The organism is Actinotalea lenta, from assembly GCF_030586465.1.
Classification (GTDB): domain Bacteria; phylum Actinomycetota; class Actinomycetes; order Actinomycetales; family Cellulomonadaceae; genus Actinotalea; species Actinotalea lenta.
Genome location: NZ_JAUQYP010000001.1, coordinates 539,107 through 562,530 on the forward strand (window position 1 = coordinate 539,107; position 23,424 = coordinate 562,530).

20 protein-coding genes are annotated in these 23,424 nt (G+C 74.2%); 8 read left to right on the forward strand and 12 right to left on the reverse strand.

Annotated features, from left to right (window positions below):
* The first annotated feature begins 81 nt into the window (after nucleotides 1–81).
* Nucleotides 82–753, forward strand: a complete 672-nt coding sequence (locus Q6348_RS02500; RefSeq protein ID WP_304599756.1) for an HNH endonuclease family protein — start codon at nucleotides 82–84, stop codon at nucleotides 751–753.
* 3 nt (nucleotides 754–756) lie between these two features.
* Here Q6348_RS02500 and Q6348_RS02505 read toward each other — a convergent pair whose 3' ends face one another.
* The 3 genes from Q6348_RS02505 to Q6348_RS02515 all read right to left on the reverse strand — a co-directional run bounded on the left by Q6348_RS02505 (nucleotide 757) and on the right by Q6348_RS02515 (nucleotide 2,640).
* A complete protein-coding gene (locus Q6348_RS02505; protein WP_304599757.1) occupies nucleotides 757–1,017 on the reverse strand; it encodes a hypothetical protein in 261 nt (86 codons plus the stop codon).
* A gap of 93 nt (nucleotides 1,018–1,110) precedes the next feature.
* Nucleotides 1,111–1,857 carry a purine-nucleoside phosphorylase gene (locus Q6348_RS02510; RefSeq protein ID WP_304599758.1) on the reverse strand — a complete coding sequence of 249 codons (747 nt, stop codon included), beginning with the start codon at nucleotides 1,855–1,857 and terminating at the stop codon, nucleotides 1,111–1,113.
* 123 nt (nucleotides 1,858–1,980) lie between these two features.
* Complete coding sequence (locus Q6348_RS02515) at nucleotides 1,981–2,640, reverse strand: LmeA family phospholipid-binding protein (protein WP_304599759.1); 660 nt, start codon at nucleotides 2,638–2,640, stop codon at nucleotides 1,981–1,983.
* 99 nt (nucleotides 2,641–2,739) lie between these two features.
* Here Q6348_RS02515 and Q6348_RS02520 point away from each other — a divergent pair, with 99 nt between their 5' ends.
* The gene (locus Q6348_RS02520; RefSeq protein ID WP_304599760.1) at nucleotides 2,740–3,078 is read left to right on the forward strand and encodes a hypothetical protein; all 339 of its coding nucleotides are present in this window, start codon (nucleotides 2,740–2,742) and stop codon (nucleotides 3,076–3,078) included.
* A gap of 6 nt (nucleotides 3,079–3,084) precedes the next feature.
* Here the strand turns inward: Q6348_RS02520 and Q6348_RS02525 are convergent, their stop codons facing one another.
* Both Q6348_RS02525 and Q6348_RS02530 read right to left on the reverse strand, forming a co-directional pair.
* Nucleotides 3,085–6,111 (reverse strand): AAA family ATPase, encoded by a 3,027-nt coding sequence (locus tag Q6348_RS02525; RefSeq protein WP_304599761.1) that lies wholly within the window; start codon nucleotides 6,109–6,111, stop codon nucleotides 3,085–3,087.
* Entirely contained in the window at nucleotides 6,108–7,247 is a 1,140-nt protein-coding gene (locus Q6348_RS02530; protein WP_304599762.1) for an exonuclease SbcCD subunit D, read from the reverse strand. The genes Q6348_RS02525 and Q6348_RS02530 overlap by 4 nt, the downstream gene beginning before the upstream one ends.
* A 217-nt stretch (nucleotides 7,248–7,464) precedes the next feature.
* On the opposite strand from Q6348_RS02530, the gene Q6348_RS02535 reads away from it, so the two are divergent.
* Complete coding sequence (locus tag Q6348_RS02535; RefSeq protein ID WP_304599763.1) at nucleotides 7,465–9,570, forward strand: S9 family peptidase; 2,106 nt, start codon at nucleotides 7,465–7,467, stop codon at nucleotides 9,568–9,570.
* A 434-nt stretch (nucleotides 9,571–10,004) separates the two neighbouring features.
* On the opposite strand, the gene Q6348_RS02540 is transcribed toward Q6348_RS02535, so the two are convergent.
* From Q6348_RS02540 to Q6348_RS02555, 4 genes are all read right to left on the reverse strand, one after another.
* Complete coding sequence (locus tag Q6348_RS02540; protein ID WP_304599764.1) at nucleotides 10,005–10,886, reverse strand: patatin-like phospholipase family protein; 882 nt, start codon at nucleotides 10,884–10,886, stop codon at nucleotides 10,005–10,007.
* A 54-nt stretch (nucleotides 10,887–10,940) separates the two neighbouring features.
* Nucleotides 10,941–11,756 (reverse strand): hypothetical protein, encoded by an 816-nt coding sequence (locus tag Q6348_RS02545; protein WP_304599765.1) that lies wholly within the window; start codon nucleotides 11,754–11,756, stop codon nucleotides 10,941–10,943.
* Nucleotides 11,757–11,818: 62 nt separating this feature from the next.
* The gene (locus Q6348_RS02550; RefSeq protein WP_304599766.1) at nucleotides 11,819–12,157 is read right to left on the reverse strand and encodes an STAS domain-containing protein; all 339 of its coding nucleotides are present in this window, start codon (nucleotides 12,155–12,157) and stop codon (nucleotides 11,819–11,821) included.
* 103 nt (nucleotides 12,158–12,260) lie between these two features.
* Nucleotides 12,261–13,127 (reverse strand): universal stress protein, encoded by an 867-nt coding sequence (locus tag Q6348_RS02555; protein WP_304599767.1) that lies wholly within the window; start codon nucleotides 13,125–13,127, stop codon nucleotides 12,261–12,263.
* A gap of 151 nt (nucleotides 13,128–13,278) precedes the next feature.
* Between Q6348_RS02555 and Q6348_RS02560 the strand changes: the two genes are divergently transcribed.
* From Q6348_RS02560 to Q6348_RS02580, 5 genes are all read left to right on the forward strand, one after another.
* Nucleotides 13,279–14,109, forward strand: coding sequence for an SDR family oxidoreductase (locus tag Q6348_RS02560; RefSeq protein ID WP_304599768.1), 831 nt, complete (start codon nucleotides 13,279–13,281; stop codon nucleotides 14,107–14,109).
* Between the two features lie 690 nt (nucleotides 14,110–14,799).
* Nucleotides 14,800–19,194, forward strand: coding sequence for an ATP-dependent RNA helicase HrpA (hrpA, locus tag Q6348_RS02565; protein WP_304599769.1), 4,395 nt, complete (start codon nucleotides 14,800–14,802; stop codon nucleotides 19,192–19,194).
* Nucleotides 19,195–19,324: 130 nt separating this feature from the next.
* Nucleotides 19,325–19,879, forward strand: coding sequence for a CBS domain-containing protein (locus Q6348_RS02570; protein ID WP_304599770.1), 555 nt, complete (start codon nucleotides 19,325–19,327; stop codon nucleotides 19,877–19,879).
* Entirely contained in the window at nucleotides 19,876–21,159 is a 1,284-nt protein-coding gene (locus tag Q6348_RS02575) for an ArsB/NhaD family transporter (protein ID WP_304599771.1), read from the forward strand. Before Q6348_RS02570 ends, Q6348_RS02575 begins: the two co-directional genes overlap by 4 nt.
* A gap of 88 nt (nucleotides 21,160–21,247) precedes the next feature.
* Entirely contained in the window at nucleotides 21,248–21,814 is a 567-nt protein-coding gene (locus Q6348_RS02580) for a DNA-3-methyladenine glycosylase I (protein ID WP_304599772.1), read from the forward strand.
* Here Q6348_RS02580 and Q6348_RS02585 read toward each other — a convergent pair.
* Genes Q6348_RS02585 through Q6348_RS02595 form a run of 3 tightly spaced genes read right to left on the reverse strand, consistent with a single transcriptional unit; the run spans nucleotide 21,789 to nucleotide 23,271 of the window.
* Entirely contained in the window at nucleotides 21,789–22,514 is a 726-nt protein-coding gene (locus tag Q6348_RS02585; RefSeq protein WP_304599773.1) for a hypothetical protein, read from the reverse strand. The genes Q6348_RS02580 and Q6348_RS02585 overlap by 26 nt on opposite strands.
* Nucleotides 22,515–22,553: 39 nt before the next feature.
* Nucleotides 22,554–22,985, reverse strand: a complete 432-nt coding sequence (locus Q6348_RS02590; RefSeq protein WP_304599774.1) for an NUDIX domain-containing protein — start codon at nucleotides 22,983–22,985, stop codon at nucleotides 22,554–22,556.
* Nucleotides 22,986–23,037: 52 nt separating this feature from the next.
* Entirely contained in the window at nucleotides 23,038–23,271 is a 234-nt protein-coding gene (locus tag Q6348_RS02595) for a LuxR C-terminal-related transcriptional regulator (protein WP_304599775.1), read from the reverse strand.
* Between the last annotated feature and the right edge of the window lie 153 nt (nucleotides 23,272–23,424).

A 23,424-nucleotide genomic window follows, 5' to 3' on the forward strand; every position in this document is an offset into this window, starting at 1 on the left:
TGAACCAACCCGACATCCAGCCACGAACAGGACACCTGGTGACGACGGGGACCGGGCACGCCGCGGTGGCAGAGTGCCCGGGTGCGACATGGACGTCTGCGGCGGTGGGCGCCTGTGCTCGTGCTCCTGGTCGTGGCCGCGGTTGCGTGGTGGGCGTCGATGCCCGACCCGGGGCCACCCGTGGTCGTCCCCGCGGTCGACGTCGCCACTGCCCGAGACCGGCTCGCCGAGCTCCCGGTGCACGAAGCGCTCCCGTCGACGGGGTACCGGCGCGAGGAGTTCGGGAACGGGTGGGCAGAGCGCGACGGGTGCTCCACGCGCGAGCAGGTGCTCGCCCGCGACCTCACCGGTCTGGCGCGGGCCGGCTGCCGGGTGCTGACCGGGACCCTCGAGGACCCCTACGGCGGTTCCCGGATCGCGTTCACCAGCGATCGACCGTCCCAGGTGCAGATCGACCACGTCGTCGCCCTCGCGGACGCGTGGCGGACCGGCGCGCAGGACTGGAGTCCGGCCGAGCGCACCGCCTTCGCCAACGACCTGGTGAACCTGCTGGCCGTCGCCGGCGACCTGAACCAGGACAAGGGGGCGTCCGACGCCAGCGCGTGGCTACCGCCGGCCCGGTCCCTGCGCTGCCCGTACGTGATCCGGCAGATCGCGGTGAAGGCACGCTGGGGGTTGTGGGTCACGCCCGCGGAACGGGCTGCGCTCGACCGGGAGCTCGGGCGGTGCCGCACCGTCGTCGTCGACCCGTGAACCTCAGCGCGGGCGGTGGAACGTCACCCGCTGGACGAGCTCGCGCACCTGCCCGGCCGTCATGAGCAGCCGGGAGCGCTCGGTGGACTCCCAGGCGTCCTCGACCCCCAGGTCGCCGGCCGCCTCCTCGACCAGGAAGCCGGCCGGTGAGCCCGGCTGACGTTCCATCGGCGTGATGCGATACGTCACGGGGTGGCCGCGCAGGGGGTGCGCACCGTGCAGGTACGCCGACGTGCCGCGGCTCGGGACGGTGGGGGCAGACATGTCGACCTCCTCTCACCAGTTCCTATCGGCACTCCGGCGTCAAGGTTGACCACCGAGGGACGACAGACGGTGCGGTCGGCCGCGCGGGGGTCGTCAGGCAGAGGCGAACGCCGCGAGCCCCAGCTGGACCGAGCGGTCGAACAGCAGCTCCCGCTCCTCGGCGGGCAGCGACTCGTCGGCGAAGAGCAGGTCGGAGATGGTGCAGATCGCCAGGGCCTCGCCGCCCTCGCGGTCGGCGACCGCGTACAGCGCCGCCGCCTCCATCTCCACCGCGAGCGTGCCGTGCGCCACGAGCTCGGCGTTGGTCGCCTCACGGTCCGCGTAGAAGGTGTCCGAGGAGAGCACCGGACCGACGTAGGTCTTCGAACGGCGGGCGCGGCGACGGCGCCCGGTGGGCGGTGGGTCCCCCACCCCGGCAGCGCGCGCGGCGCCCGCGAGCAGCGCATAGCTGGGCACGTGGCTGTAGTGGATCCCGGGGATGCGCAGCGCGGTCATCTGGGAGTCGGTGTGCGCGGCGTTGGCGATCACCACGTCACCCACCTGGAGGTGCGGGGCCATGCCCCCGGCCGTCCCGATCCGGATGATCCGCCGCACGTCGTAGAACCGGAACAGCTCGGTGGCGTAGATGCTGATCGACGGCATGCCCATCCCGGAGGCGAGCACGCTCACGGGCGCGCCGTCGAACGTACCGGTGTAGCCGAGGATGCCGCGGACGTCGGTGACGAGGCGGGCGTCGTCGAGCACCGTCTCCGCGATCCGGGAGGCCCGGCGTGGGTCACCGGGCATGAGGACGTCGGGGGCGAAGTCACCGGGCTCGGCGCCGAGGTGCGGAGTGGCCATGCGCGGAACCCTAGTCCGCCGATCCGCCGGGCACATCGCCCCGCCCGCTGCCGGGTACCTGCCGACGCTGTTCCGTCCCGATCTGCGCGTCACGCCCGATCGTCGGGACCGAGCGGCGGACCCTCACGGCTTCTCGAGGGGGACGTCCGTGCCCTTGAAGGACAGCTCGAGCGCCTGGGGGCCCACGTGCACGGCGTCCAGGACGACCCCGTCCGGCAGCCCGGAGATCGGCACCGACATGTTCTCGAAGGCGTCGCCCAGGCCCAGAGGGAGGTCGGCGGGCGCGACCGAGACGCCGGCGAGGGTGAGCTGCGTGACCTCGAGGTCCACCCGGTCGCCCCGCAGGTGCGGGACCACCGTCGCCGACAGGGGGGCCGCCCGGAGCGTGGCGACCAGCGCGCCGCCCTCGATCGAGATGTCGAGCTCCTGGCCGAGAGCCGCGGTCATCGCAGCCGGGGTCATCTCCGCGGTGCCGGAGAGCGCCCCGGCCCGCGGGTGGTCACCCGCGGTGACGTCGGTGAGCGTGGCATGCAGGCGGTCGAGCTCCACGCCGTCCGCAAGCAGGGCGTCGGCCGTCACGGTGAGCGTGTCGAACCGCCCGCGCAGGACCTGCGGCGTCACCACGGGGCCACCCACCGAGACCCGAGGGTTCTGCATCCCGATCGCGACGAGCTCGTTCTCGATGATCGCCTCGGTACGGTGACGCAGCACGAGGTCCCCGGCGGCAGCGGCGGCGCCGAGCAGGACCAGGACGAGCACGAGGACGAGGACCCTGCGGAGCACGCCACGACCCTACGGGCAGCGTCGCGGCGCGGTCATCTCGCGACCCCCTTTCGCGTACCCCCGTCCGCACATAGCCTGAAGACCTCGACGAGGAGCGCCATGTCGCTGTACCAGGCACCGACGACGCCGAGGTCCCGCGGACTGACCCGGCTGTGGAACCGGTTCGCGCACCGGACGGACCTGGACGCACTGGCGGCGCTGGACCGCCAGCTCCGACTCGAGGGCCGGCTGGGCGCCGTCGCGGCGCTGCTCCGGCGCATCGAGAACGACGAGCGGATGTTCGCCCGCGGTCAACGCTTCATCGCGACGAAGGACGCCTACGACGCGCTCCTGGCCGACGCCTGCCGGCTCGCGGAGGTGCCGCCGGCGCGCGCCTGCACGGAGGACGAACGCCTCCGGGTCGAGCTCGAGCTCTCCTCTCTCGGCTGGAGCTGGTGACCCGCGCTAGGCGCGAACCGTGAGCGTTGAGGCGCCGTCCGGACGGCGGCGGATCTCGATGCGCTCCGGGATGGCGGTCTTCAGCGTCTCCACGTGGGAGACCACCCCGACCACCCGTCCACCGTCGCGAAGCCGGGACAGCTCGGCGAGGACGACCTCGAGGGTCTCGGCGTCCAGGGCACCGAACCCCTCGTCGATGAGCAGCGTGCCGAGCTCGACCCCGCCCGCCTCGGCCGTCACGACGTCCGCCAGCCCGAGGGCCAGGCACAGGGACACGTAGAACGTCTCGCCGCCGGACAGGGTGCGTGGGTCGCGGGCCACACCGGTGCGGTGGTCGACGACCTGCATCGCCAGGCCGAGGCGGCGCGTGCGCACCGCTTCCCGCTCCGCGCTGCGCACCAGCTCGTAGCGGCCGTCGGAGATGCCGGTGAGGCGGGCGTTGGCTGCGGCGACCAGGTCCTCGAAACGCTGCCCGAGCACGTAGGTCGCCAGCGTGAGGGTGCCGGCACCGCCGCTCGCCGTCGCCACGTTGGCCATCCGGACCACGGGCGCGGCTGCTGCTCGCTGGGCGTCCAGCTCCGTCACGGCGGAGGCGAGGTCTGCGGTCGCCGTCCGCGTCGCGTCCGCGCGGTCGGCGAGCACCGCGGCCTCCCGCTGCCCGGCCTCGGCCCGGTGCTGGGCGGCATCGAGCGCCTCCTGCGCACGGGCCAGCACGGTCCCGTCCACCGCGTCCGGGAGGTCGGCGAGCTCGGGTGCCTCCAGCGCAGCACCCACGCGAGCGCGTTCGCGGTCGTAGCGGTCCAGCTCGTGGCGCAGCGCGGCGATCTCGCCGGCGGGCAGTCGGTCGCGCAGCGCGTCGTGCAGTGCGACTCCTGCGGCTGCCAGGGCCTCGTCACGCTCCCGCTCGGCGGTCCGGTGGTGGTCCGTGGCGTCGACGAGCACCCGCAGCGCGGCCGACCAGCGGCGGGCCTCCCCGGCGCGACGGGCGAACTCCTCGTCGCGAAGCCTGGCCGAGGGCGCACCATCGGCAGCGGCCAGCACCTCGAGCTCGTCCTCGGCGAGCCGTGCGGCGAGGTGCTCGGTGCGCTCCTCGTCCAGCGCGATGGCGCTGGCCCGGTCGGCCACCGCCGCGCGCCGGTCGGCGAGGTCCTGGTCGAGGGTCTCGATCTCCCGGGACAGCTCCGCCACCCGGTCCTGAGCCGCTCGGGCCTCGGACACGGCGACCTGCGCGGCCGCGACGGCCCGCTCGGCCTGCTCCGCGTCACCGCCGGCGGCCTCCCGCCTGGCGGCGACCGCGGCGCGGAGCACCTCGACCTGCGTGACCGCCTGCTGGAGCGCGTCCTGGGCGGCCGCGCGCGCGGCCTCGGCCAGCTCGGGGTCCTCCGGCGCGCGGGTCGGCCGTACATGGGAGGCGGGCGCCGGGTGCTCGGTGGAGCCGCACACGGCGCACGGTCGCCCCGGGACCAGCTGCGCGGCGAGCTCCCCGGCGATGCCCGCGATCCGGGCCGCGTGAGCGCGAGCAAGAGCGTCCACGGCGTGTCGGGCGTCCTCCTCGCGCGCGAGGGCGCTCTGCTCAGCGACGTCGAGCTGCTCGGTGAGCGGCGCGATCTCGCGAGCGGCAACCAGCCGGGTCCCGGCCTGCGCGAGCTCCACCTGTGCCGGGGCGAGGCCCGAGGCCGCCGCGCGCGCACCGTCGCGCTGGGTCACGAGGCCGGCACGTCGTCCGGGGAGCTCGGCCAGCTCCTCGCGCTCCCGCTGGACCGTCCCGCGCGCCGCGAGCGCCGACTCCCGCCGAGCCGCGAGGTCGTCGCGGCGCGCCGCCAGCCCGTCCTCGAGGGCCACGGCCCGCTTGAGCCGCTCGCGGGTCGCCGCGCACAGCTCGAGCTCGCCGTCCAGCGCCTTGAGCACCACGTCGGGGTCGCCCTCGCCGACCACGGCACGCAGATCGGGGGACGCGGCGGCCCTGGCCCGCGCGTGCTCGTCGGCCGCACCGGACATGGCCTCGCCGGCGCGCCGCTCGCCCTCGATCCAGGGCCACACCCGCTCGACGACCTGCGCGGCCTCCCAGCGGACGGACCGCTCCGTGTGCGAAGGGGTCTCAGCCTCCAGGGCCGTCCACTCCCGCCGCAACGCGTCCCGACGCGCGACCCGGGCAGCCACCTCGCGCAGCCGGTCGTGCTCGGTCCGGGCCGTCGCGGCCTGGGTCGCGGCCTCCTCGGCCTGCTCCTGCGCACGGTGCGCCTGCTGGCTCAGCCGGTCCAGGACTGTCCCGGCCAGCGCCGCGGCCTCGGCCGGCGGTGCCGAGGCCAAGAGCTCGGACAACGGCACCTCGGACCCGTCGAACGGCGCGGCGGCAAGGTCGCCGACCGCACCGCACAGCTGGGCGACCCGACGTGCGACGACCTGCTCGGCCTCGGTGACGGCCCTGGTCGCATCCGCTCGCATCCGCTCCAGGCGCTGCTGGACCCGGTCGAACACCTCCGTGCCGAACACCTTCTGCAGCAGGCTCCGACGCTGCTCGGGATCGGCCCGCAGGAACGCGGCGAACTCGCCCTGCGGCAGCACCACGGTCTGCACGAACTGCGCGCGGTCGAGACCGACCACCCGCTGGATCTCGAGACCGACCTCGTCCATCCGGGAGCTCAGCAGGTCGCCGGGCGCATCCGGCGACGTCAGCCGCCACAGCCGAACTCCGGCAGGCTGGGTCGTGGTCCCGCTGCCACGTTGCTTGGGCCGGGGGTACGCGGGGGTCCGCCGCACGCGGAACAGCCCGGCGCCGGTCGCGAAGGTCAGGTCGACGTAGGTCTCCGCGGCCGCAGGGGCGTGGGCCGAGCGCAACCGGTCCTCCGACGCCCCCGCCGACGCGACCTTGCCGTACAGAGCGAACACGACCGCGTCGATCAGCGTGCTCTTGCCCGCCCCCGTCGCACCCTCGAGCAGGAACAGCCCGGACGCCCCGAGCTCGTCGAAGTCCACCGTGTGCTCACCGGGGAACGGGCCGAGCGCCCCCAGCGACATCCGGACGAGCCTCATGACGCCGGCTCCCGAACGGCCTCGTAGGCCCGGGTCAGGACGGCCAGCTCGGCCGGGTCGGGCTCGGCACCCGTGACGTGCGCCACGAACTCCGCCAGCAGCTCGACCGGGTCGCGGGTCGGGGTGACTGCGACCGACGGGGGTGCTGCCGTGCGCGCAGGCCTGTGCTCGACCGAGAGGGCGTGCGGGAAGGCGGCACGCACCCGGGCGTACAGGTCCGGTGGCCGCCGGTCGTCGGTCGCGACGACCCGGACCCAGTCCTGCCCGTGCAGACCGCCGCCCCCCTGGGCGAGGACGAGCTCCAGCTCCCCCACCAGCTCCGTGAGTCGCCGTGGCACAGGGGCCGGCACCAGCTCGACACGTGGCGGACCGCTGGCCTCCAGCTCGACCAGAGCCGTGGACTTGCGGTGGTTCCGCTCGGAGAACGAGTACGCCAGCGGTGAGCCGCTGTACTGCACCACCTGGCCCGGTGCGCCGTCGATCCGCTGCGGGCCGTGCAGGTGCCCGAGCGCCACGTAGTCCACCCCCTCGAAGACCCCGGCCGGCACCGAGTCGACACCGCCGACCCGGATGTCACGTTCCGAGTCCGAGGCGGCGCCGCCCAGGACGAAGGCGTGCGCCATCACCACCGACCGCATGCCCGGCCGCCCTGCGAGATCGGTCCGCACCCGGTCCATCGCCGCCGCGGTCACGGCCTCGTGCGAACGGGGCAGCGGCTCGCCGTCGCCGAGCACATCGCGCACCCCGTCCGGGTCCAGGTACGGAAGCGGGTAGACCGCGACCGCGTCGTCCAGCAGCACCGGGGTTCCCACCTGATCCGGGCGGGCACGCAGGTGCACGCCCGGTCGCATCAGCGCGGCACCGAAGCCGAGCCGGATCGCCGAGTCGTGGTTGCCGGGGGTCAGCACCACGGTCGCCGTCTCGCTCAGTCGTGCCAGCGCGTGCGCGAGCAGCTCGACGGCCTCCACCGGCGGGATCGCCCGGTCGTACACGTCGCCTGAGACCAGCACCGCGTCGACCCGCTCGCCCCGGACCAGCTCGACCAGGTGGTCCAGGTAGGTCGCCTGGTGCTCGAGCATGCCGACGCCGTGCAGGGTTCGACCCAGGTGCCAGTCGCTGGTGTGCACGAGCCGCATGCCCAGGACGCTAACCGCCGCCCCCGACACGGCCCCGACAACCCGCCGTCCACCCCCGTCGCCGAGCGACGTCGCGGACCGGCCGCCCTGCGCTGCGCCGGACGGGTCATCTCCGGGCCGGCCCGGCGCGCCGGGGATCAAGACTGCGGCCGGGGGCGCCGATGGCAAGATGCTGGAGGCCCGCCCCACTGCGAGGCGCCCCGGACCTGGAGGATCGATGACGCTCAGCACGCCCTTCCACGACCTGGACGAGTACGTGGCGCTGCCGCGGCTGTCCGGCCTGGTGCTCTCGCCGGACGGCTCACGCCTGGTGACCACCGTCTCGACGCTGAACCAGGACCGGACCACCGCACACACCGCGCTGTGGGAGATCTTCCCGACTCGCTCCAAGCCGGCCCGCCGGCTGACCCGGAGCGCGCAGGGCGAGACGGGCGCAGCCTTCACCCCCGACGGCGACCTGCTGTTCACCTCCAAGCGCCCGGACGCCGACGCGAAGGAGTCCGAGAAGCCGCTGGACACCCCGGCGCTGTGGGTCCTGCCCGCCGGTGGCGGCGAGGCGCGCGTCGTGGCCACCCGACCGGGCGGCGTGGCGGGGGTCAAGACCGCACGCTCGTCCGCCGCGGTGGTGTTCTCCACCCGGATGCTGCCGTCCGCGCTCGACGCCAAGGACGACGAGCGCCTACGAACGCTGCGCAAGGACACCAAGGTCTCGGCGATCCTGCACGACGGCTACCCGGTCCGGTACTGGGACCACGACCTGGGCCCGGATGCCCCGCACCTGGTCGGCTGGCACTTCACGCATGCCGACGAGCCGGCCCGCGCGGTCGAGGTCGCCAGCCGCAGCGTGGAGCACCTCGACGTGACAGACCTGACGCCGACGCCCGGCGCCGCGCTCGAGGAGGCGGACTACGACCTGTCGCCCGGCGGCGGCTTCGTCGTGTCCACCTGGCGCGTCCCCGGCGCGAAGGCCGAGGCCCGCACCCACCTGGTCCGGATCGATCTGGACACCCAGGACGCCGCGGACCTCGCCCGGCACGACGACGCCGACCTGGCCGCGCCGGTGATCTCGCCGGACGGACGGCAGGTCGCCTACCTCGCCGAGACGCTCTCCACGCCGGAGCAGGCACCGCAGGTCCAGCTCTTCGTGCTGCCCCTGGACGAGGCGGGCCTACCTGGCGGGACCCCTCGCCGGGTCGCCGCCGACTGGGATCGCTGGGTGACCGGTCTGCAGTGGCTGCCGGACGGCTCAGGCCTGGTGGTCACGGCCGACCAAGGCGGCCGCGGTCCGGTGTTCGTCGTGGACCTCGCCGGGGACGCCGTGCACCAGCTGACCGACGACGACTACACGTACTCCGACCTCCAGGTCGCCCCGGACGCCGGCGTCGTCTACGCGCTGCGCACGTCCTACCTGGCGCCCCCGCACCCGGTGCGCATCGCCCTGGCCGACCGGGACGTGCCCGCCGGGACCGTCACCGTGCTCCGCGCACCCGTCCCGCCGCCCACCTTGCCGGGCTACCTCGAGGAGGTCTTCGCGACGGGCACGGACGGAACGCCGGTGCGCGGCTGGCTGGCCCTGCCGGACGAGGCGACCGCGGAGTCGCCGGCGCCGCTGCTGCTGTGGATCCACGGCGGCCCGCTGGGGTCGTGGAACGCGTGGTCGTGGCGGTGGAACCCGTGGCTGATGGTCGCGCAGGGCTACGCCGTGCTGCTCCCGGACCCGGCACTGTCCACCGGCTACGGCCAGGAGTTCATCCAGCGCGGCTGGGGTGCGTGGGGCGCGGCACCGTTCACGGACCTCATGGCGGTCACCGACACGGTCGAGGCGCGGCCCGACATCGACGCCACCCGCACCGCTGCGATGGGCGGCTCGTTCGGCGGCTACATGGCGAACTGGGTCGCCGGGCACACCGACCGGTTCAGGGCGATCGTCACGCACGCCAGCCTGTGGGCGCTCGACCAGTTCGGGCCCACGACGGACGCTGCGTTCTACTGGGGCCGTGAGATGACCCCGGAGATGGCGCTGGAGAACTCCCCGCACCGGTTCGTCGAGCAGATCGGCACCCCGATGCTCGTGGTGCACGGGGACAAGGACTACCGCGTACCGATCGGCGAGGGCCTGCGCCTGTGGTACGAGCTGCTCTCCCGGTCCCGGCTCGCCGCCGATGACCAGGGGCGTTCACCGCACCGCTTCTTGTACTTCCCCGACGAGAACCACTGGGTGCTCTCCCCGCAGCACGCCAAGGTCTGGTACTCCACGGTGCTGGCGTTCCTGTCCGAGCATGTGCTGGGCGAGGAGCCGAAGCGCGCCGAGTCCCTGGGCTGAGGCCGGGGGGCGGATCGCGGGTCGGGCTGTCGGCGTCAGGGGGCCGACGGCCAGGACTCGGGGATCCGCCCGTCGGGCGTGGCCGGGACGACGCCGTGGTAGGGCGTGAGCGTTCGCCAGGTCTGGACGTCCGGGTCCTCGATGAGGAGCACGACCGAGCTCCCACCAGGTGTCGGGCACCGTCGACATCGGCGCTGAGGCGGATGGGCTGGCGCTGGACGCGTCTGCCCACGAGCTCTACGTGGCCAGCACGGACGCCGGGACGGCATCCGTGATCGACACCGACTCCGACGCAGTGGTCGACACCATCGCGCTCAAGGCCGGGACGGGCGGCGTGCAGGTGGACCCGTCGAACGGAGACGCGTACGTGGCCAACTGGCGCGAGGGGACGCTGACGGTGCTGACCGCTGACCGCCGGCTGACGGCTCCCACCGTCAGCACCAGAGCGTGGCGACCCGCTCGGCGACGGCCCGCCCCTGGGCGTGGCCGGCACGGGCGGAGGGCGGGCGCGTTGACTGGTCCATCAGGTTGCCGCCGAAGGCGTCGAGGGAGCGGTCGTCGGGGAGGACGACCTCCACGCGGCTGCCACCGGCGCGTAGCTCGGCGACCTGGGCTGCGAGGTCCGTGCCCCACTCGAGCGGCATCCGGGTCCTGCCGCCGAGTGGCGAGAGCACCAGCACCCGCTCGTACCCGGCAGCCAGGTCGGCGTTCTCGTTGCGACGGTAGGCGCCGTCGAGGTAGCGGTCCTCGCCGATCCGGTACGGCAGGCCGCTCGACGTGCTGGCGGCGACCGCGTCGACCAGGTCGACGCCGCTCCCGCGGTCGAGCACGACGGGCTCACCGGTCCGGGCGTCGATGGCTGTGAGGAGCAGCGCTCGCTCCGGCCACACCGCGCCGGGCAGCCGCGCGGCGACCGTGGCCCGCCATCGCCCGGACCAGGAGCCGTCTGACGCGGCCTCGAGCTCGCAGGCTGACGCGCCGAGCCTGCGGCGCATGTCGGCGACGTCCTCCGCAGCGGCGATGATGCGCCCGGTCCGCTCGAGGTGGTCGACCGCCGGGCCGCCCGGGCCTCGGCCCGCGCGGGACCCGCCCGCACCCCCCGGCCGCGAGGACGGCGCGGCCAGGACGTCGGCGAGGAGGTCAGCCGGCGACCTGCCGGCGATCTGGGCCGCCGCGGTCGCACCGGCCGAGGTGCCGACCACCAGGTCGGCCCCGGTCACGTCGACCCCGGCGTCGCTCAGGCCCGTGATCACACCGATCAGCCACGCGTTGCCCGCCGACCCGCCACCGCCCAGCACCAGCGCGCGTCCCGTCACGACCGCGGACTCTACGCACGCGGCACCGCGATCTCGAGCAAAATGGGCGGCCGCTCAGTTCACGGTGTCACCGTCGGCGGCGAGCGAGACGTCGGTCGGCAGCGGCAGCGCCTCGAGGTCCGGGTGGGCCAGCACGGCGTCGATCAGCGGAGCCGGGCCGCCGACCACGGTGGAGTCGAGGTCGATCTCAGTGGCCAGGCACCATGACCCGTCGACGGCCCACAGCAGGTTCGGGCTCTGATGCCACGAGCCGATGCCCGCTGTCGACCACGGCCCGTCGGCGTCGAGCACCGTCGCGACGTCGGCCAACGCCCCCCGGAACAGCAGATAGCTGCGATGGGGCAGCTCCAGCCGTGGTGCCTCGAGCACGTCGGGCTCGAACGCGCCACGGACCGACCGCCCCCGCTGTCGCGTCTCGAGCTCGTCCGCCGTGGGCTCGCCGTCCGACGCGAACAGGACGGAGACGCCTCCCCCGTCGATCCAGCCGAACCCCTCCCACAGGCCGGCGACCACCTCGGCGGCCGCGCCCCGGTGGGTCGCCAACGCCTCGACCACCGCGCCGTAGGTGACCGCGTCGAGCGTGCCGACCCGCGGTGCGTAGCCCGGCCACCGGCCGTCGTCCGCGCGCCACGGGTCCGGGGCGCCGACCAGGCGCCAGAACTGCACAGCGGGATGCACCGTTGTGCCGCATGCAGCGGCCACGTCTCCCCACCGCGCCGGGGTGCCGTCGGCGGTCTCCGCCGGGTGGAGCACCCGGGCGTAGGCCTCGTAGCCAGCGGGCACGAGCGAGCCGACCCGGGCGCCCAGCGGGCCGAGCCGCTCGACGAGCCACTGCCCCGCAGCGACGTGATGCTCGTGGGTCAGCGCCATGCCGCCCATCCTGGCGCACGGCCCTCGCGTTCAGCGCGATGCTCGACCCCCGTCGGAGGCCATCAGCTCGTGGAGAACTCCAGCGGCACCTGGTCGGAGAGCCCGAGCAGGTCGAGCATCTCCAGCAGCAGCGTCGGCGGGTCGCGCAGCACGACGGGCCGGCCGTCCTCCTGGGCGGCGCGCAACAGCTGCAGGATGAACGCCAGCCCGGAGGAGTCCACGAACTCCATCGCATCGGCGTCGACCACCACCGGGCCCGACCGCACCAGGGCGTGCGCCATCACGGCACTGGCCTGAGCACGCAGCGACTCGTCCACCGAGCCCCACATCCGCACGAGCGTGCCGTCCGGGATCTCGATCGCCTCGAGGCCACTGGCCTGCTCCGGCCACACGCTCGTCATCGCACTCCCTCGCTGCTGTGCCGTCCGCGGCTCTGCACTGTAGGACGTGCGGGTGACAGGCGGGGTTCCCCGCGGGGACGATCCGCCGCGCGGACGCCGAAGGTCACCCGTGCCGCGCCGCGACGTGGTGCGTGCGGGCGACCAGCACCGGGCACGCGGCGTGCAGGACCACGGTGTGGCTCACGGAGCCCAGCAGCACGCGGGTCAGCCCGTGCCTGCCGCGGCTGCCGACCACGAGCAGGCGCGCGTGCTCGGCGGCGTCCAGCAGGGCGGTCGCGGGCTGGTCGTGCACCAGTCTCGTGTGCACCACGAGGTCGGGGTACTGCTCGGCCAGGCCCGCGGCGGACTCCGCGAGCGCGACCTCCTCCTCTTCCCGGATCCCTGCGGTGTGCTCGGCGATCACGGCGTCGCCGGCGGTGTAGACCGACGGTTCGAGCCAGGCGTGCACCACGTCCAGCGACTGACCGCTCCGGTCCGCCTCCGCGGCCGCGATCGCCACCGCCTCGAGGCTGTCGGCCGAGCCGTCGACGCCGACCACCACACCGGCGGCGTCCGGGGCGACCGCGCCCGGCACCACCGCGACCGGGTGTGGCGCCGCGGCCGCGATCTGATAGGCGAGCGAGCCGGAGAAGACCCGCTCACCGGCCGACAACCGGTGCGTGCCGACCACGAGGAGCTCCGCGTCCTCGGCCAGGTCGGCCAGTGCCTCGGCGGGCCGTCGGGGGTCGACCACGGTCTCCACCCGGATTCCCGGCACCGCCTCCCTCGCGTGCGCGACCGCGTGGTCCAGCAGCTGCTGACCCGCTGCCTGCACGCCCTGGTCCCACAGCACGTCCACGGCCATGATCGGATGGCCCACGGCATGGACCAGGCGGAGGACCGCACCCCGCTGCTCGGCGGCGCGCGCAGCCCACGCGACCGGGGCTTCGCTGTGCGGCATGTCCTCGACGCCGACGACGACGCGCTTCATCGGGTCCACCTCCCGGCGGGCCGGGCCGCGGCGGATCCGCGTGCGGCCCGCTCCCCCCATCGTCGCGCCGTCGGACGTCGCGCACCAGGGCTTCGGGTCCCCGCGAACCGGCATCCGGGCGTTCCCGAGCCGACTGTGCCACGCTGCCGTCATGCGGATCGGCATCACAGGCGCGACGGGGCACATCGGCGGGCTGGTGGCGGCGGAGCTCGCCGCCGACGGGTTCGCCCAGCGGTTGCTGGTGCGTGACCTGCGCCGCGCGCCGGCGCTGGCGTGCAGCGAGATCCGGCAGGTCGCCTACGGGGCGGACGCGACCGAGGCGCTGGACGGGGTACGGACGCTGCTCATGGTCTCCGGGGCGGAGAGCGCGGACCGGGTGGCCGAGCACCGCGCCTTCATCGACGATGCGGCCGAGGCCGGGGTGGAGCACGTCGTCTACACCTCGTTCGAAGGCGCCGGACCGGACGCGACGTTCACCCTGGCCCGCGACCACGGCGAGACCGAGGAGCACCTCAAGGCCTCGGGCATGAGCTGGACGTTCCTGCGCGACAACCTCTACCTGGACCTGGTGCCGTTCTTCGCCGGCGAGGACGGCGTGCTGCGTGGGCCGGCGGGCGACGGCCGGTTCGCGGGGGTGGCGCGGGCAGACGTCGCTGCGGTGGCGGCGCACGTGCTGCGGGACCCCGCCCGGCACGCCGGGCGCACCTACCGGCTGTCCGGACCGGAGGCGATCACGCTGGACGACGTGGCCCGCATCGCGGGGGCCGCGACCGGCCGCGAGCTGCGCTACGAGGCGGAGACCGTCGAGGACGCGTACGCCTGGCGGCGGGAGACCGGCGCCCCCGACTGGCAGCTCGACGCATGGGTCTCGACCTACCTGGCGATCGCGTCGGGGGAGCTGGGCGAGGTGACCGGCGACGTCGAGCGCCTGCTGGGTCGGCCGGCGCTGTCGCTGGAGCAGGTGCTCGCCGAGGCCGGCTGACCGCGGCGACCGACCGGCGCCGACTCCGCGGAGTGAGCCCTGCGGCGTGGCCGAGGGCGGTGATCTCGATCGCCGGGCGGAGCCTCACCTGGGTCCAGCGTTCCGAACGACGTCAAGCCCCGTCCATGCCGTCGCGACCGCGAGACCAGGACGACGAGACGCCGCAAGGCGAGCGCCACCGGACCTGCACACGCCGCCGTGGCGACCACGGCCGCGGGAACGCCGATCGCCGGCCCGGTCGTGCAGCTGGACGTGGCGGGATCGCGTCAACGCAGACCCCGCCCTGCACGCCCCGCACGAGGACGACCACGAGGACCGCCACCACCGCGATGGTGTGCCAGAGCTACGCCTGCGACGGACGGCTCTCCACCAACGGACCATAGGACCCCATCGCCGCGACGCTGTGTCGCCTTGCCATCTGCGGCATGAGCGCTCGTGAGCAGCCGGCGCGGCGAGGAGCATGGGAGGCACGGTTCGGCGTCCGCACTGTGGACGGCCCCGCGCGGATCGGTGTCTGGGCGCCGCTTCGCCGCGTGGGCTGCCGGGACCGCGCGGCCGCTGCGCACTGGGCGGCGCGCGAGTGGGGCGCCGTACCGCTCCACCCGTATCCGGCGTTCACCTGAGCGTTCCGCGGCCGGCCCACGAGAATCGACGCGACCCCACGTCCCACCTCGGGGAGAATGGCGGGTCGTGAGCGAAGGACCCCCGTCGGAGCCGAGGCGCGGCTCCCGCTCACCACAGCGCGGGCGCCGCGGCAGGCGACCTGCAGGGGATCGCGGCGGCCGGCCCTCCCAGAACAGCGACACCGGGCGGGGGCAGCGACCCGACCGCCCCGACGGCCAGCGCGCGGCCGCCGCCCGCGAGCGGCGTGCCACGGCGCGGCGCGCGGTGGTCGTCCCGCCGATCACCTACCCCGAGGCACTGCCGGTCAGCGCGCGTCGCGCCGAGATCGCCGACGCGATCCGCGAGCACCAGGTGGTGGTCGTCGCGGGCGAGACCGGCTCCGGCAAGACCACCCAGCTGCCCAAGATCCTGCTCGAGCTCGGCTACGGCCGCGCCGGCCAGATCGGCCACACCCAGCCACGCCGGATCGCCGCCCGCAGCGTCGCCGAGCGGATCAGCGAGGAGCTGACCGGCGGGCGCGACGCGCTGGGCAGCGTCGTCGGCTACCAGGTGCGGTTCACCGACGCCTCCAGCGAGCAGACCCTGGTCAAGGTGATGACCGACGGGATCCTGCTCGCGCAGATCCAGCGCGACCCCGGCCTGCTGGCCTACGACGCGCTCATCATCGACGAGGCGCACGAGCGCAGCCTCAACATCGACTTCCTGCTCGGCTACCTGACCCGGCTGCTGCCGCGCCGGCCGGACCTGCGGCTGGTCATCACGTCGGCCACGATCGACTCCGAGCGGTTCGCGCGGCACTTCGGGCGGCCCGCCGGCGGCCAGCGGCCCGACGGGGGCGAGGCGGAGGTCGTGCCCGCGCCGGTGGTCGAGGTCACCGGACGGACCTTCCCGGTCGAGGTCCGCTACCGCCCGCTCACCCCCGACCCGGAGCCGGACGAGGAGCACCCCGAGGACGCACCGGCACCGGCCCGGCCGCGCACCCAGGGCGCGTCCGGCCGCGGCGTGCGCACCGGGGCGGCGGGCCGCGGCGACGAAGCGCGCGACCTCATGACCGGCATCTGCGAGGCGGTCGACGAGCTGTCCGCCGAGGGGCCGGGCGACATCCTGGTGTTCCTGTCCGGCGAGCGCGAGATCCGGGACGCCGACGACGCCCTGCGCACCCACCTGGGCGACCGGCTCGACCCGCGCCACCCCCGGCACACCGAGCTCCTGCCGCTGTACTCCCGGCTGTCCGCGGGCGAGCAGCACCGGGTGTTCGAGTCGCACCCGGGGCAGCGCGTGGTGCTGGCGACCAACATCGCCGAGACCTCGCTGACCGTGCCCGGGGTGCGATACGTGGTCGACCCCGGGACGGCACGCATCTCGCGGTGGTCCAAGGCGACCAAGGTCCAGCGGCTGCCCATCGAGCCGATCAGCCAGGCGTCGGCCCGGCAGCGCTCCGGCCGCTGCGGGCGGGTCGCCGACGGCGTGGCGATCCGGCTGTACTCCGAGACCGACTTCGGCTCGCGGGCGGAGTTCACCGAGCCGGAGATCCTGCGCACGTCGCTGGCCAGCGTGATCCTGCAGATGATCGCGGTGGGCGTGGCGGCGAGCCCCGAGGACGTCGCGACGTTTCCGTTCGTCGACCAGCCCGACACCCGAGCGGTGCGCGACGGCGTGCAGCTGCTGCTCGAGCTCGGTGCGCTCGCCGCGGCGAGGGGCGGGGACCGCGACGGCCTCCGGCTCACCGACGTCGGACGCGCGCTCGCGCAGCTGCCGATCGACCCGCGGCTGGCCCGGATGATCGTCGAGGGCGGGCGGCGCGGAGTCGCGCGCGAGGTGATGATCATCGCCGCGGCACTGTCCATCCAGGACCCCCGCGAACGTCCCGCCGACTCCCGCGACGAGGCCGACGCGGCGCACCGCCGGTTCGCCGACCCGACGTCGGACCTGCTCGCCTACCTCAACCTGTGGCACTACGTGCGCGAGCAGCAGCGCGAGCTGTCCGGCAGCGCGTTCCGCCGGATGTGCCGCACCGAGCACCTGAGTTTCCTGCGCCTGCGCGAGTGGCAGGACGTGGTCACCCAGCTCAAGCAGCTCGCCAAGCCCCTCGGCATCACCGTCCGGCCACCCGCCCGCACCGACGCGCCCGCCGCTGACAACGCCCTGCGCCGCGACTGGGACGGCGAGGCGATCCACCGCTCGGTCCTGTCCGGCCTGCTGTCCCAGATCGGGCAGCAGGAGGCGACCGAGGTCCGCACCGGGCGCACCTCCGGGACCGAGCGCGACCGCCGCGGACGACCCCGTCCGCGCAACGAGTACGTCGGCGCGCGCGGGGCGCGGTTCGCGATCTTCCCCGGCTCCGGCCTGGCGAAGAAGCCGCCGGCGTGGGTGATGGCGGGCGAGCTGGTCGAGACATCCAGGCTGTGGGCCCGCGACGTGGCGCGCATCGAGCCCGAGTGGGCCGAGGAGCTCGCCGAGCACCTGGTCAAGCGCACGTACTCCGAACCCGCCTGGTCCGGCAAGCGCGGCGCGGCGATGGCCACCGAGCGTGTCACGCTCTACGGCGTCCCGATCGTCACCGGTCGACGGGTGCTGTACGCGAAGGTCGACCCCGAGCACGCCCGCGAGCTCTTCCTCCGGCACGCGCTGGTCGAGGGCGACTGGACCACCCACCACCGGTTCTTCCACACCAACCGGGCACTGCTCGCCCAGGCCGAAGAGCTCGAGCAGCGCGCCCGACGCCGCGACCTGGTGGTGGACGACGACGCACTGTTCGACTTCTACGACGAGCGCGTGCCCTCCGAGGTGGTCTCCGCTCGGCACTTCGACACCTGGTGGAAGGGCGCCCGGCGCCGCGACCCGGACCTCCTCACGTTCGACCCGGCGATGCTGCTGGCGGCCGACGCCGAGGAGGCGCGTGACCCGACGCTGTACCCGGACCGCTGGCCGCAGGGCGACCTCGAGCTGCCGCTGACGTACGCCTATGACCCGGGCACCGAGCACGACGGCGTCACCGTGCACATCCCGATCCAGGTGCTCGACCGGGTCGTGCCCGACGGCTTCGACCGACTGGTGCCCGGCATGCAGGCCGAGCTCGCGGTCGCCACGATCCGCGCGCTGCCCAAGCCCGTGCGCGTCCAGCTGGTCCCGGCACCGGACGTCGCGGCCGCCGTGGTGGCGTGGCTGGCGGACCAGCCGTCCTGGGCGGACACCGTACGGGCCGGGGACGCTGCACCGTCGTGGCATGCCACGTTCGCCCAGGCCGTGCGCGAGCTGCGCGGCGTGGAGATCCCACCGGACGCGTTCGACGACTCCCGACTGCCCGCACACCTGCGGATGACGTTCCGGGTGGTCGAGGACCGCCGCGACGGTGCGATCGTGGTGGACGACGGGCACGACCTGGTCGCGCTCCAGCACCGGCTGGCCGCGCGGTCCGAGCAGGCGATGCGCTCGGCCATGCGCGATGCGCTGCGTCGGGCCGTGGCGGAACGGGACGCCACGGCGGCCGCCGAGGCGGAGCACGCCCGGCTCTCCGCACCCGGGCCACGCCCCACACCGGCGCCGGGCCCTCGGCCCGGCCATGACCTCGAGCGCACCGGCCTGACCACCTGGCCGGACCTGGATCCGATCCCGGAGCAGGTCAGCGCCGAGACCTCCGGGGTCCGGGTGGAGGGCTACCCGACTCTCGTGGCGGCAGCCCCGTCGGAGCGCGCGGCGCCGGTCGACCTGCGCGTGCTGGCCCGTCCCGACCCACGTCGGCACGCGGTGGCGGTGCGCGAGCTCCTGCTGGGCGAGCTGGCGCTGTCCACGGGACGCGTGACGAGTCGCTGGAACGCGCAGCTCTCGCTCGCGCTGGGCGCTTCGCCGTACCCGAGCACGCCCGCGCTGGTCCTGGACCTGCAACGGGCCGCGGTCGACGACCTGCTCGCACAGCACGCCGGGCCGGGCGGTGCGGCCGGCCTGCGTGATCGCGCCCGGTACGAGGACCTCCGCTCCCGGCTGCGCGACGTGCTCGAGGACCGCGTGCACGCCGTCGCGCGCACCACGGGCGACGTGCTCGTCGCCGCGCGCGAGCTGGACGTCGACCTGCGGGCGTCGACCAGCCTCGCGCTGCTGTCCGTCGTGCACGACCTGCGCGGCTGGGCCGACGGGCTGGTGACCGACCGGGTCGTCTCCGACGTCGGTGCGCAGCGGCTCCCGCACCTGGTGCGCTACCTGCGGGCGGCCCGGCACCGGCTCGGCAAGGCCGCGGAGAGCCCGTCACGCGACGAGGCCCTCGCCTGGCAGGTGCACGAGCTCGTGCAGGAGTACGAGGGCGCGCTCGCGAAGGCGGCGGCCGCGCCTCCCGACCTGGAGCGCGACGCGAGACTTGCGCAGGTGCGGTGGATGCTCGAGGAGCTCCGCGTCTCGCTGTTCGCCCAGCACCTGGGCACGCCGCAACCGGTGTCCGCCAAGCGCATCCGCACCGCGCTCGCGTGATCCACGTGGGAGGCGCGTCGCTGAGGCGTTCGCCGGTCCCGTTCCGGACGTGGGGGCTGGTCCCGAGCCAGTAGGCTCGACGTGCGCCGAGAGTGCTGCGTGGTCGGCTGTGCGGATGGAGGGAGTGACCATGCCCCTGCGTCTGATGGACCTGGCCCTGCCGCTGCCGGTGGTCAACCGACGCACCACGGCGCTGGAAGCAGCCCGGCGGATCGCCGGCGACCGGCTCTCCGCCCTGGTGGTGGCCGGCGACGACGGCACCCCCGCGTTCGTCGTCCCCGCCGTCGACGTCCTCGGGCTGCTCATCCCGCTCTACCTGCGGGAGGACACCCGGCTGGCCGGCGTGCTCGACGAGTCCGCCGCGGAGGAGCTGTGGGGACAGGCCGACCGCCGCACCATCGGCGAGCTGCTGGACTCCGAGGACGTGCGCGTCTACGACATCCTCCGGGTGGACCCGGACGCCACCCTCGTGGAGGTCGCCACCCTGATGGCCGCCGCGCACACGTCGATCGCGCTGGTCGAGGCCGAGCACGTCCACCGGGGGCACGGCACCCATGCCACACCTGCCGGCGACCGCGAGACCGACGAGCCCCGCGCCGTGGAGGAGGTCGAGCCGCACTTCATCACGTTGCCCACCGTGCTGGACGCCGCTCTCACCGCACGCGGGGGTGGCCGGACCGCATGACGATCCAGGTCGTCGCCGGCCTCGTGGTCTTCCTCGGGGCCTACGTGCTCATCGCCACCGAGAAGCTCCCGCGCGCCACCGTGGCGCTCACGGGCGGTGCGCTCATGGTGCTGCTCGGCGCCACCGACGAGGCGGGGATCTTCTTCTCCGAGGAAGCCGGGATCGACTGGCACGTCATCTTCCTGCTGCTCGGCATGATGATGATCGTCGGCATCCTGCGCCAGAGCGGGGCGTTCGAGTACCTGGCGATCTGGGCCGCCAAGCGGGCCCGCGGGCGCCCCTTCGTGGTCATGGCGATGCTCATCGTCATCACCGCGATGCTCAGCGCGGCGCTGGACAACGTCACGACCGTGCTGCTGGTGGCCCCCGTGACGCTGCTCATCGCCGACCGGCTCGGGGTGCCGCCCGTGCCGTTCCTCATCACCCAGGTGATGGCCTCGAACATCGGCGGTGCCGCCACCCTGATCGGCGACCCGCCGAACATCATCGTTGCCAGTCGTGCGAACCTCACGTTCCTGGACTTCCTCGAGCACCTGACGCCGCTGGTCATCGGCCTCATGATCGTGTTCATCGGGCTCGCGTGGCTGCTCTTCGGCCGAAGGCTGCACCACGACGCCGAACGGGCCGCCAAGGTGATGGCGCTCAACGAGCGTGAGGCGATCAAGGACACCCGGCTGCTCATCACCTCGGTCGCCGTGATCGCCCTGGTGCTCGCCGGGTTCGCGCTGCAGGGCGTGACCCACCTGGACCCCGCGGTGGTCGCACTGCTGGGCGCGGGGCTGCTCGCGCTCCTGACGCGGCTCGAGGCCCGCAAGGTCGTCGCGGACGTCGAGTGGGAGACGCTGCTGTTCTTCGCGGGCCTGTTCGTCATGGTCGGTGGCCTGGTCAACCTCGGCGTGATCGACCAGCTCGGCAAGGCCGCGACAGACGCGGTGGGCACCAACTACGCCGGTGCCGGGGTCGCGCTGCTGGTGGGCTCGGCCCTGGTGTCCGGGATCATCGACAACATCCCCTACGTGGCGACCATGGCGCCGCTCGTCGCAGACCTGGTGCACGCCGGGGGCGCGGCGGCCGAACCGCTCTGGTGGGCTCTGACGATGGGCGCTGACCTCGGTGGCAACGCCACCGCGGTCGGGGCGAGCGCGAACGTCGTGGTGCTCGGCATCGCCCGGCGCTACGGGCACCCCATCTCGTTCTGGGAGTTCACCAAGTACGGCCTGCTGGTCACCGGCGTGACCGTGGCGCTCTCCGTTCCCTACCTGCTGATCCGCTACTTCTGAACGAGCGGGCCGGCACACGATCGCGCCGTCGGCCGCCCCTGTGGAGGGCCGCGCGGCCACGTCCGACGCCGCTGCTACCGTCCCGGCCATGAGGTGCTTCGGGGACGGCGACCCGCTCTACGAGCAGTACCACGACACCGAGTGGGGCGTTCCGGAGCACGGCGAGCACGCGCTGTTCGAGAGGTTCTGCCTCGAGGCGTTCCAGTCCGGTCTCGCCTGGATCACGATCCTGCGCAAGCGCGAGGCCTTCCGTGCCGCGTTCGCCGACTTCGACCCCGAGGTGGTGGCCGGTTACGACGCGCACGACGTCGCGCGGCTGATGGGTGACGCAGGAATCGTGCGGAACCGGGCCAAGATCGATGCGACCCTCGCGAACGCGCGTGCCGTGCTCGAGCTGCACGACGCGGGCCGGTCGCTGAGCGAGCTGGTCTGGTCCCACGCGCCGGCCGACCCGGTCCGCGACCCCCGCGCCGTCACGTTCTCCGACGTCCCGGCGAGCACCCCGGCGTCCCGGGCGCTGGCCGCGGAGCTCAAGTCGGTCGGCTTCCGGTTCGTCGGCCCGACCACCGCCTACGCGGCGATGCAAGCCTGTGGCCTGGTGGACGACCACCTGGCAGGCTGCCCTGTGGTCACTCGCCGAACGCCTCACAGCTGATGTCGCCCGGAGCCTGCTCGACGAGCGAGGTGTGGTCGGCGTCCGAGGCCCAGGCGGCGGCTGCGGGGACGGTCATGCCTGATGTCTGGTCCGACGCCGGGTAGAACGCCACGCCCTCGGAGCCCTGGCAGTACTCGAGCAGGGCGGGCTTCCCGTCCGGAGCGTGGGTCGCGATCGCGTCGACCACCATCCAGGTCGGCGTGCCGTCCTGCGTCATCCCGGTGAGCTTCAGCAGGAGCAGCAGGTTCACTCCCGTGGGCTCCGGGAGCCCACCCGCGCCCGGCTGGGCCAGGCCCTCGATCGACCACGGGCAGTACTCCTGCGCATCGCCGTCGAAGCACGCACCGAAGACCTGCGTCAGGCCCAGGTCCTCACCGTCGACGGTGGTGGTCGCGCCGCTGTCGGAGAAGGTCGTGACCAGCTCCCCGCCGATCAGGCTGCCCGGCTCGGGAAAGCCCGGTGGCAGGGCCGCCGGGTCGGTGGACGCAGGAGCAGTGGGCGCAGGAGCAGTGGGCGCAGGGGCCGTGGGCGCGGGGGCCGGCGTACCGACGGCGCCGGGCGAGGTGGCGCCGGACGTCGGACTCCCGGTGGAGGTGGAACCGGAGTCCGGCGAGGAGAGTCCGGCGTCCGGTGCGGTGCAGCCGCCCGCCAGCGTGGCGACGGCGAGCGCCGCCACGCGGGTGCGACGACGTGCTTCCATGGATCCCCAGTCTTCGGCCCGAGCGTCACAACGCGTCGGTCAGGCGAGGCCGCCCGGCTCGGCTGCCCGCACCGTCAGCTCGCGGACCAGGTCGACGTCGCCGTCCAGCCACGCGACCGTGTGCCAGTCCGGGTGGTGCAGCCAGCGCAGCTGGTCATGACCCTCCAGGGGTCGCGGGTCGCCGTGCGTGAGTACCGCCGCCCACACGCGCATGACGTGCCGCGGCGTGATCGGCCACCGGCCGTCGGCCGGACCGGCGATCTCCGTGCCGAGCTGCACGCGCACGCCGAGCTCCTCGTCGAGCTCACGGTGCAGCGCCTGCTGGGGGGTCTCGCCTGGTTCGACCTTGCCGCCCGGCAGCTCCCACCGACCGGCGACGTGTGCGGGCCGGGTGCGGCGCGCGGCGAGCAGCCGGCGTGGGGCTGCGAGGTCGTCCACCACGGCGGCGGCGACGACGAGGATCGGCGACACGGGCTCAGTCTGGCAGCGTCGCCAGGTCGGGGGGAGCCCGCGGTCGCCTCGCTCAGCGCAGGCCGAACTGGCGGGCGCGCGCCACGGCGTCGGCGCGGGTGGAGACGCCGAGCTTGCGGTAGACGCTGCGCACCTGGGACTTCACGGTGTTGCGGCTGACCCACAGCCGGCTGGCGATCTCTTCGAGGGTGGTGTCCTCGTCGAGGTTGGACAGGATCACGCGCTCACGACGAGTCAGGGTGCGCTGGGCCGGAACCATGTGCAGGTCAACGGTCTCGACAGCCATGTCGTCCTCCAGGTGTTCGCGGTGCCGGGGGACACCGCCTCAGCGGGTACACCTGGAGAGAGCAACCGCGCCGCGCGGCATGACGCGGTTTTCACCCGCAGTTTCGCCACCCGGGAGCAGCGACGGGGCGCCATAGGAGGCGAGACCGTGGCA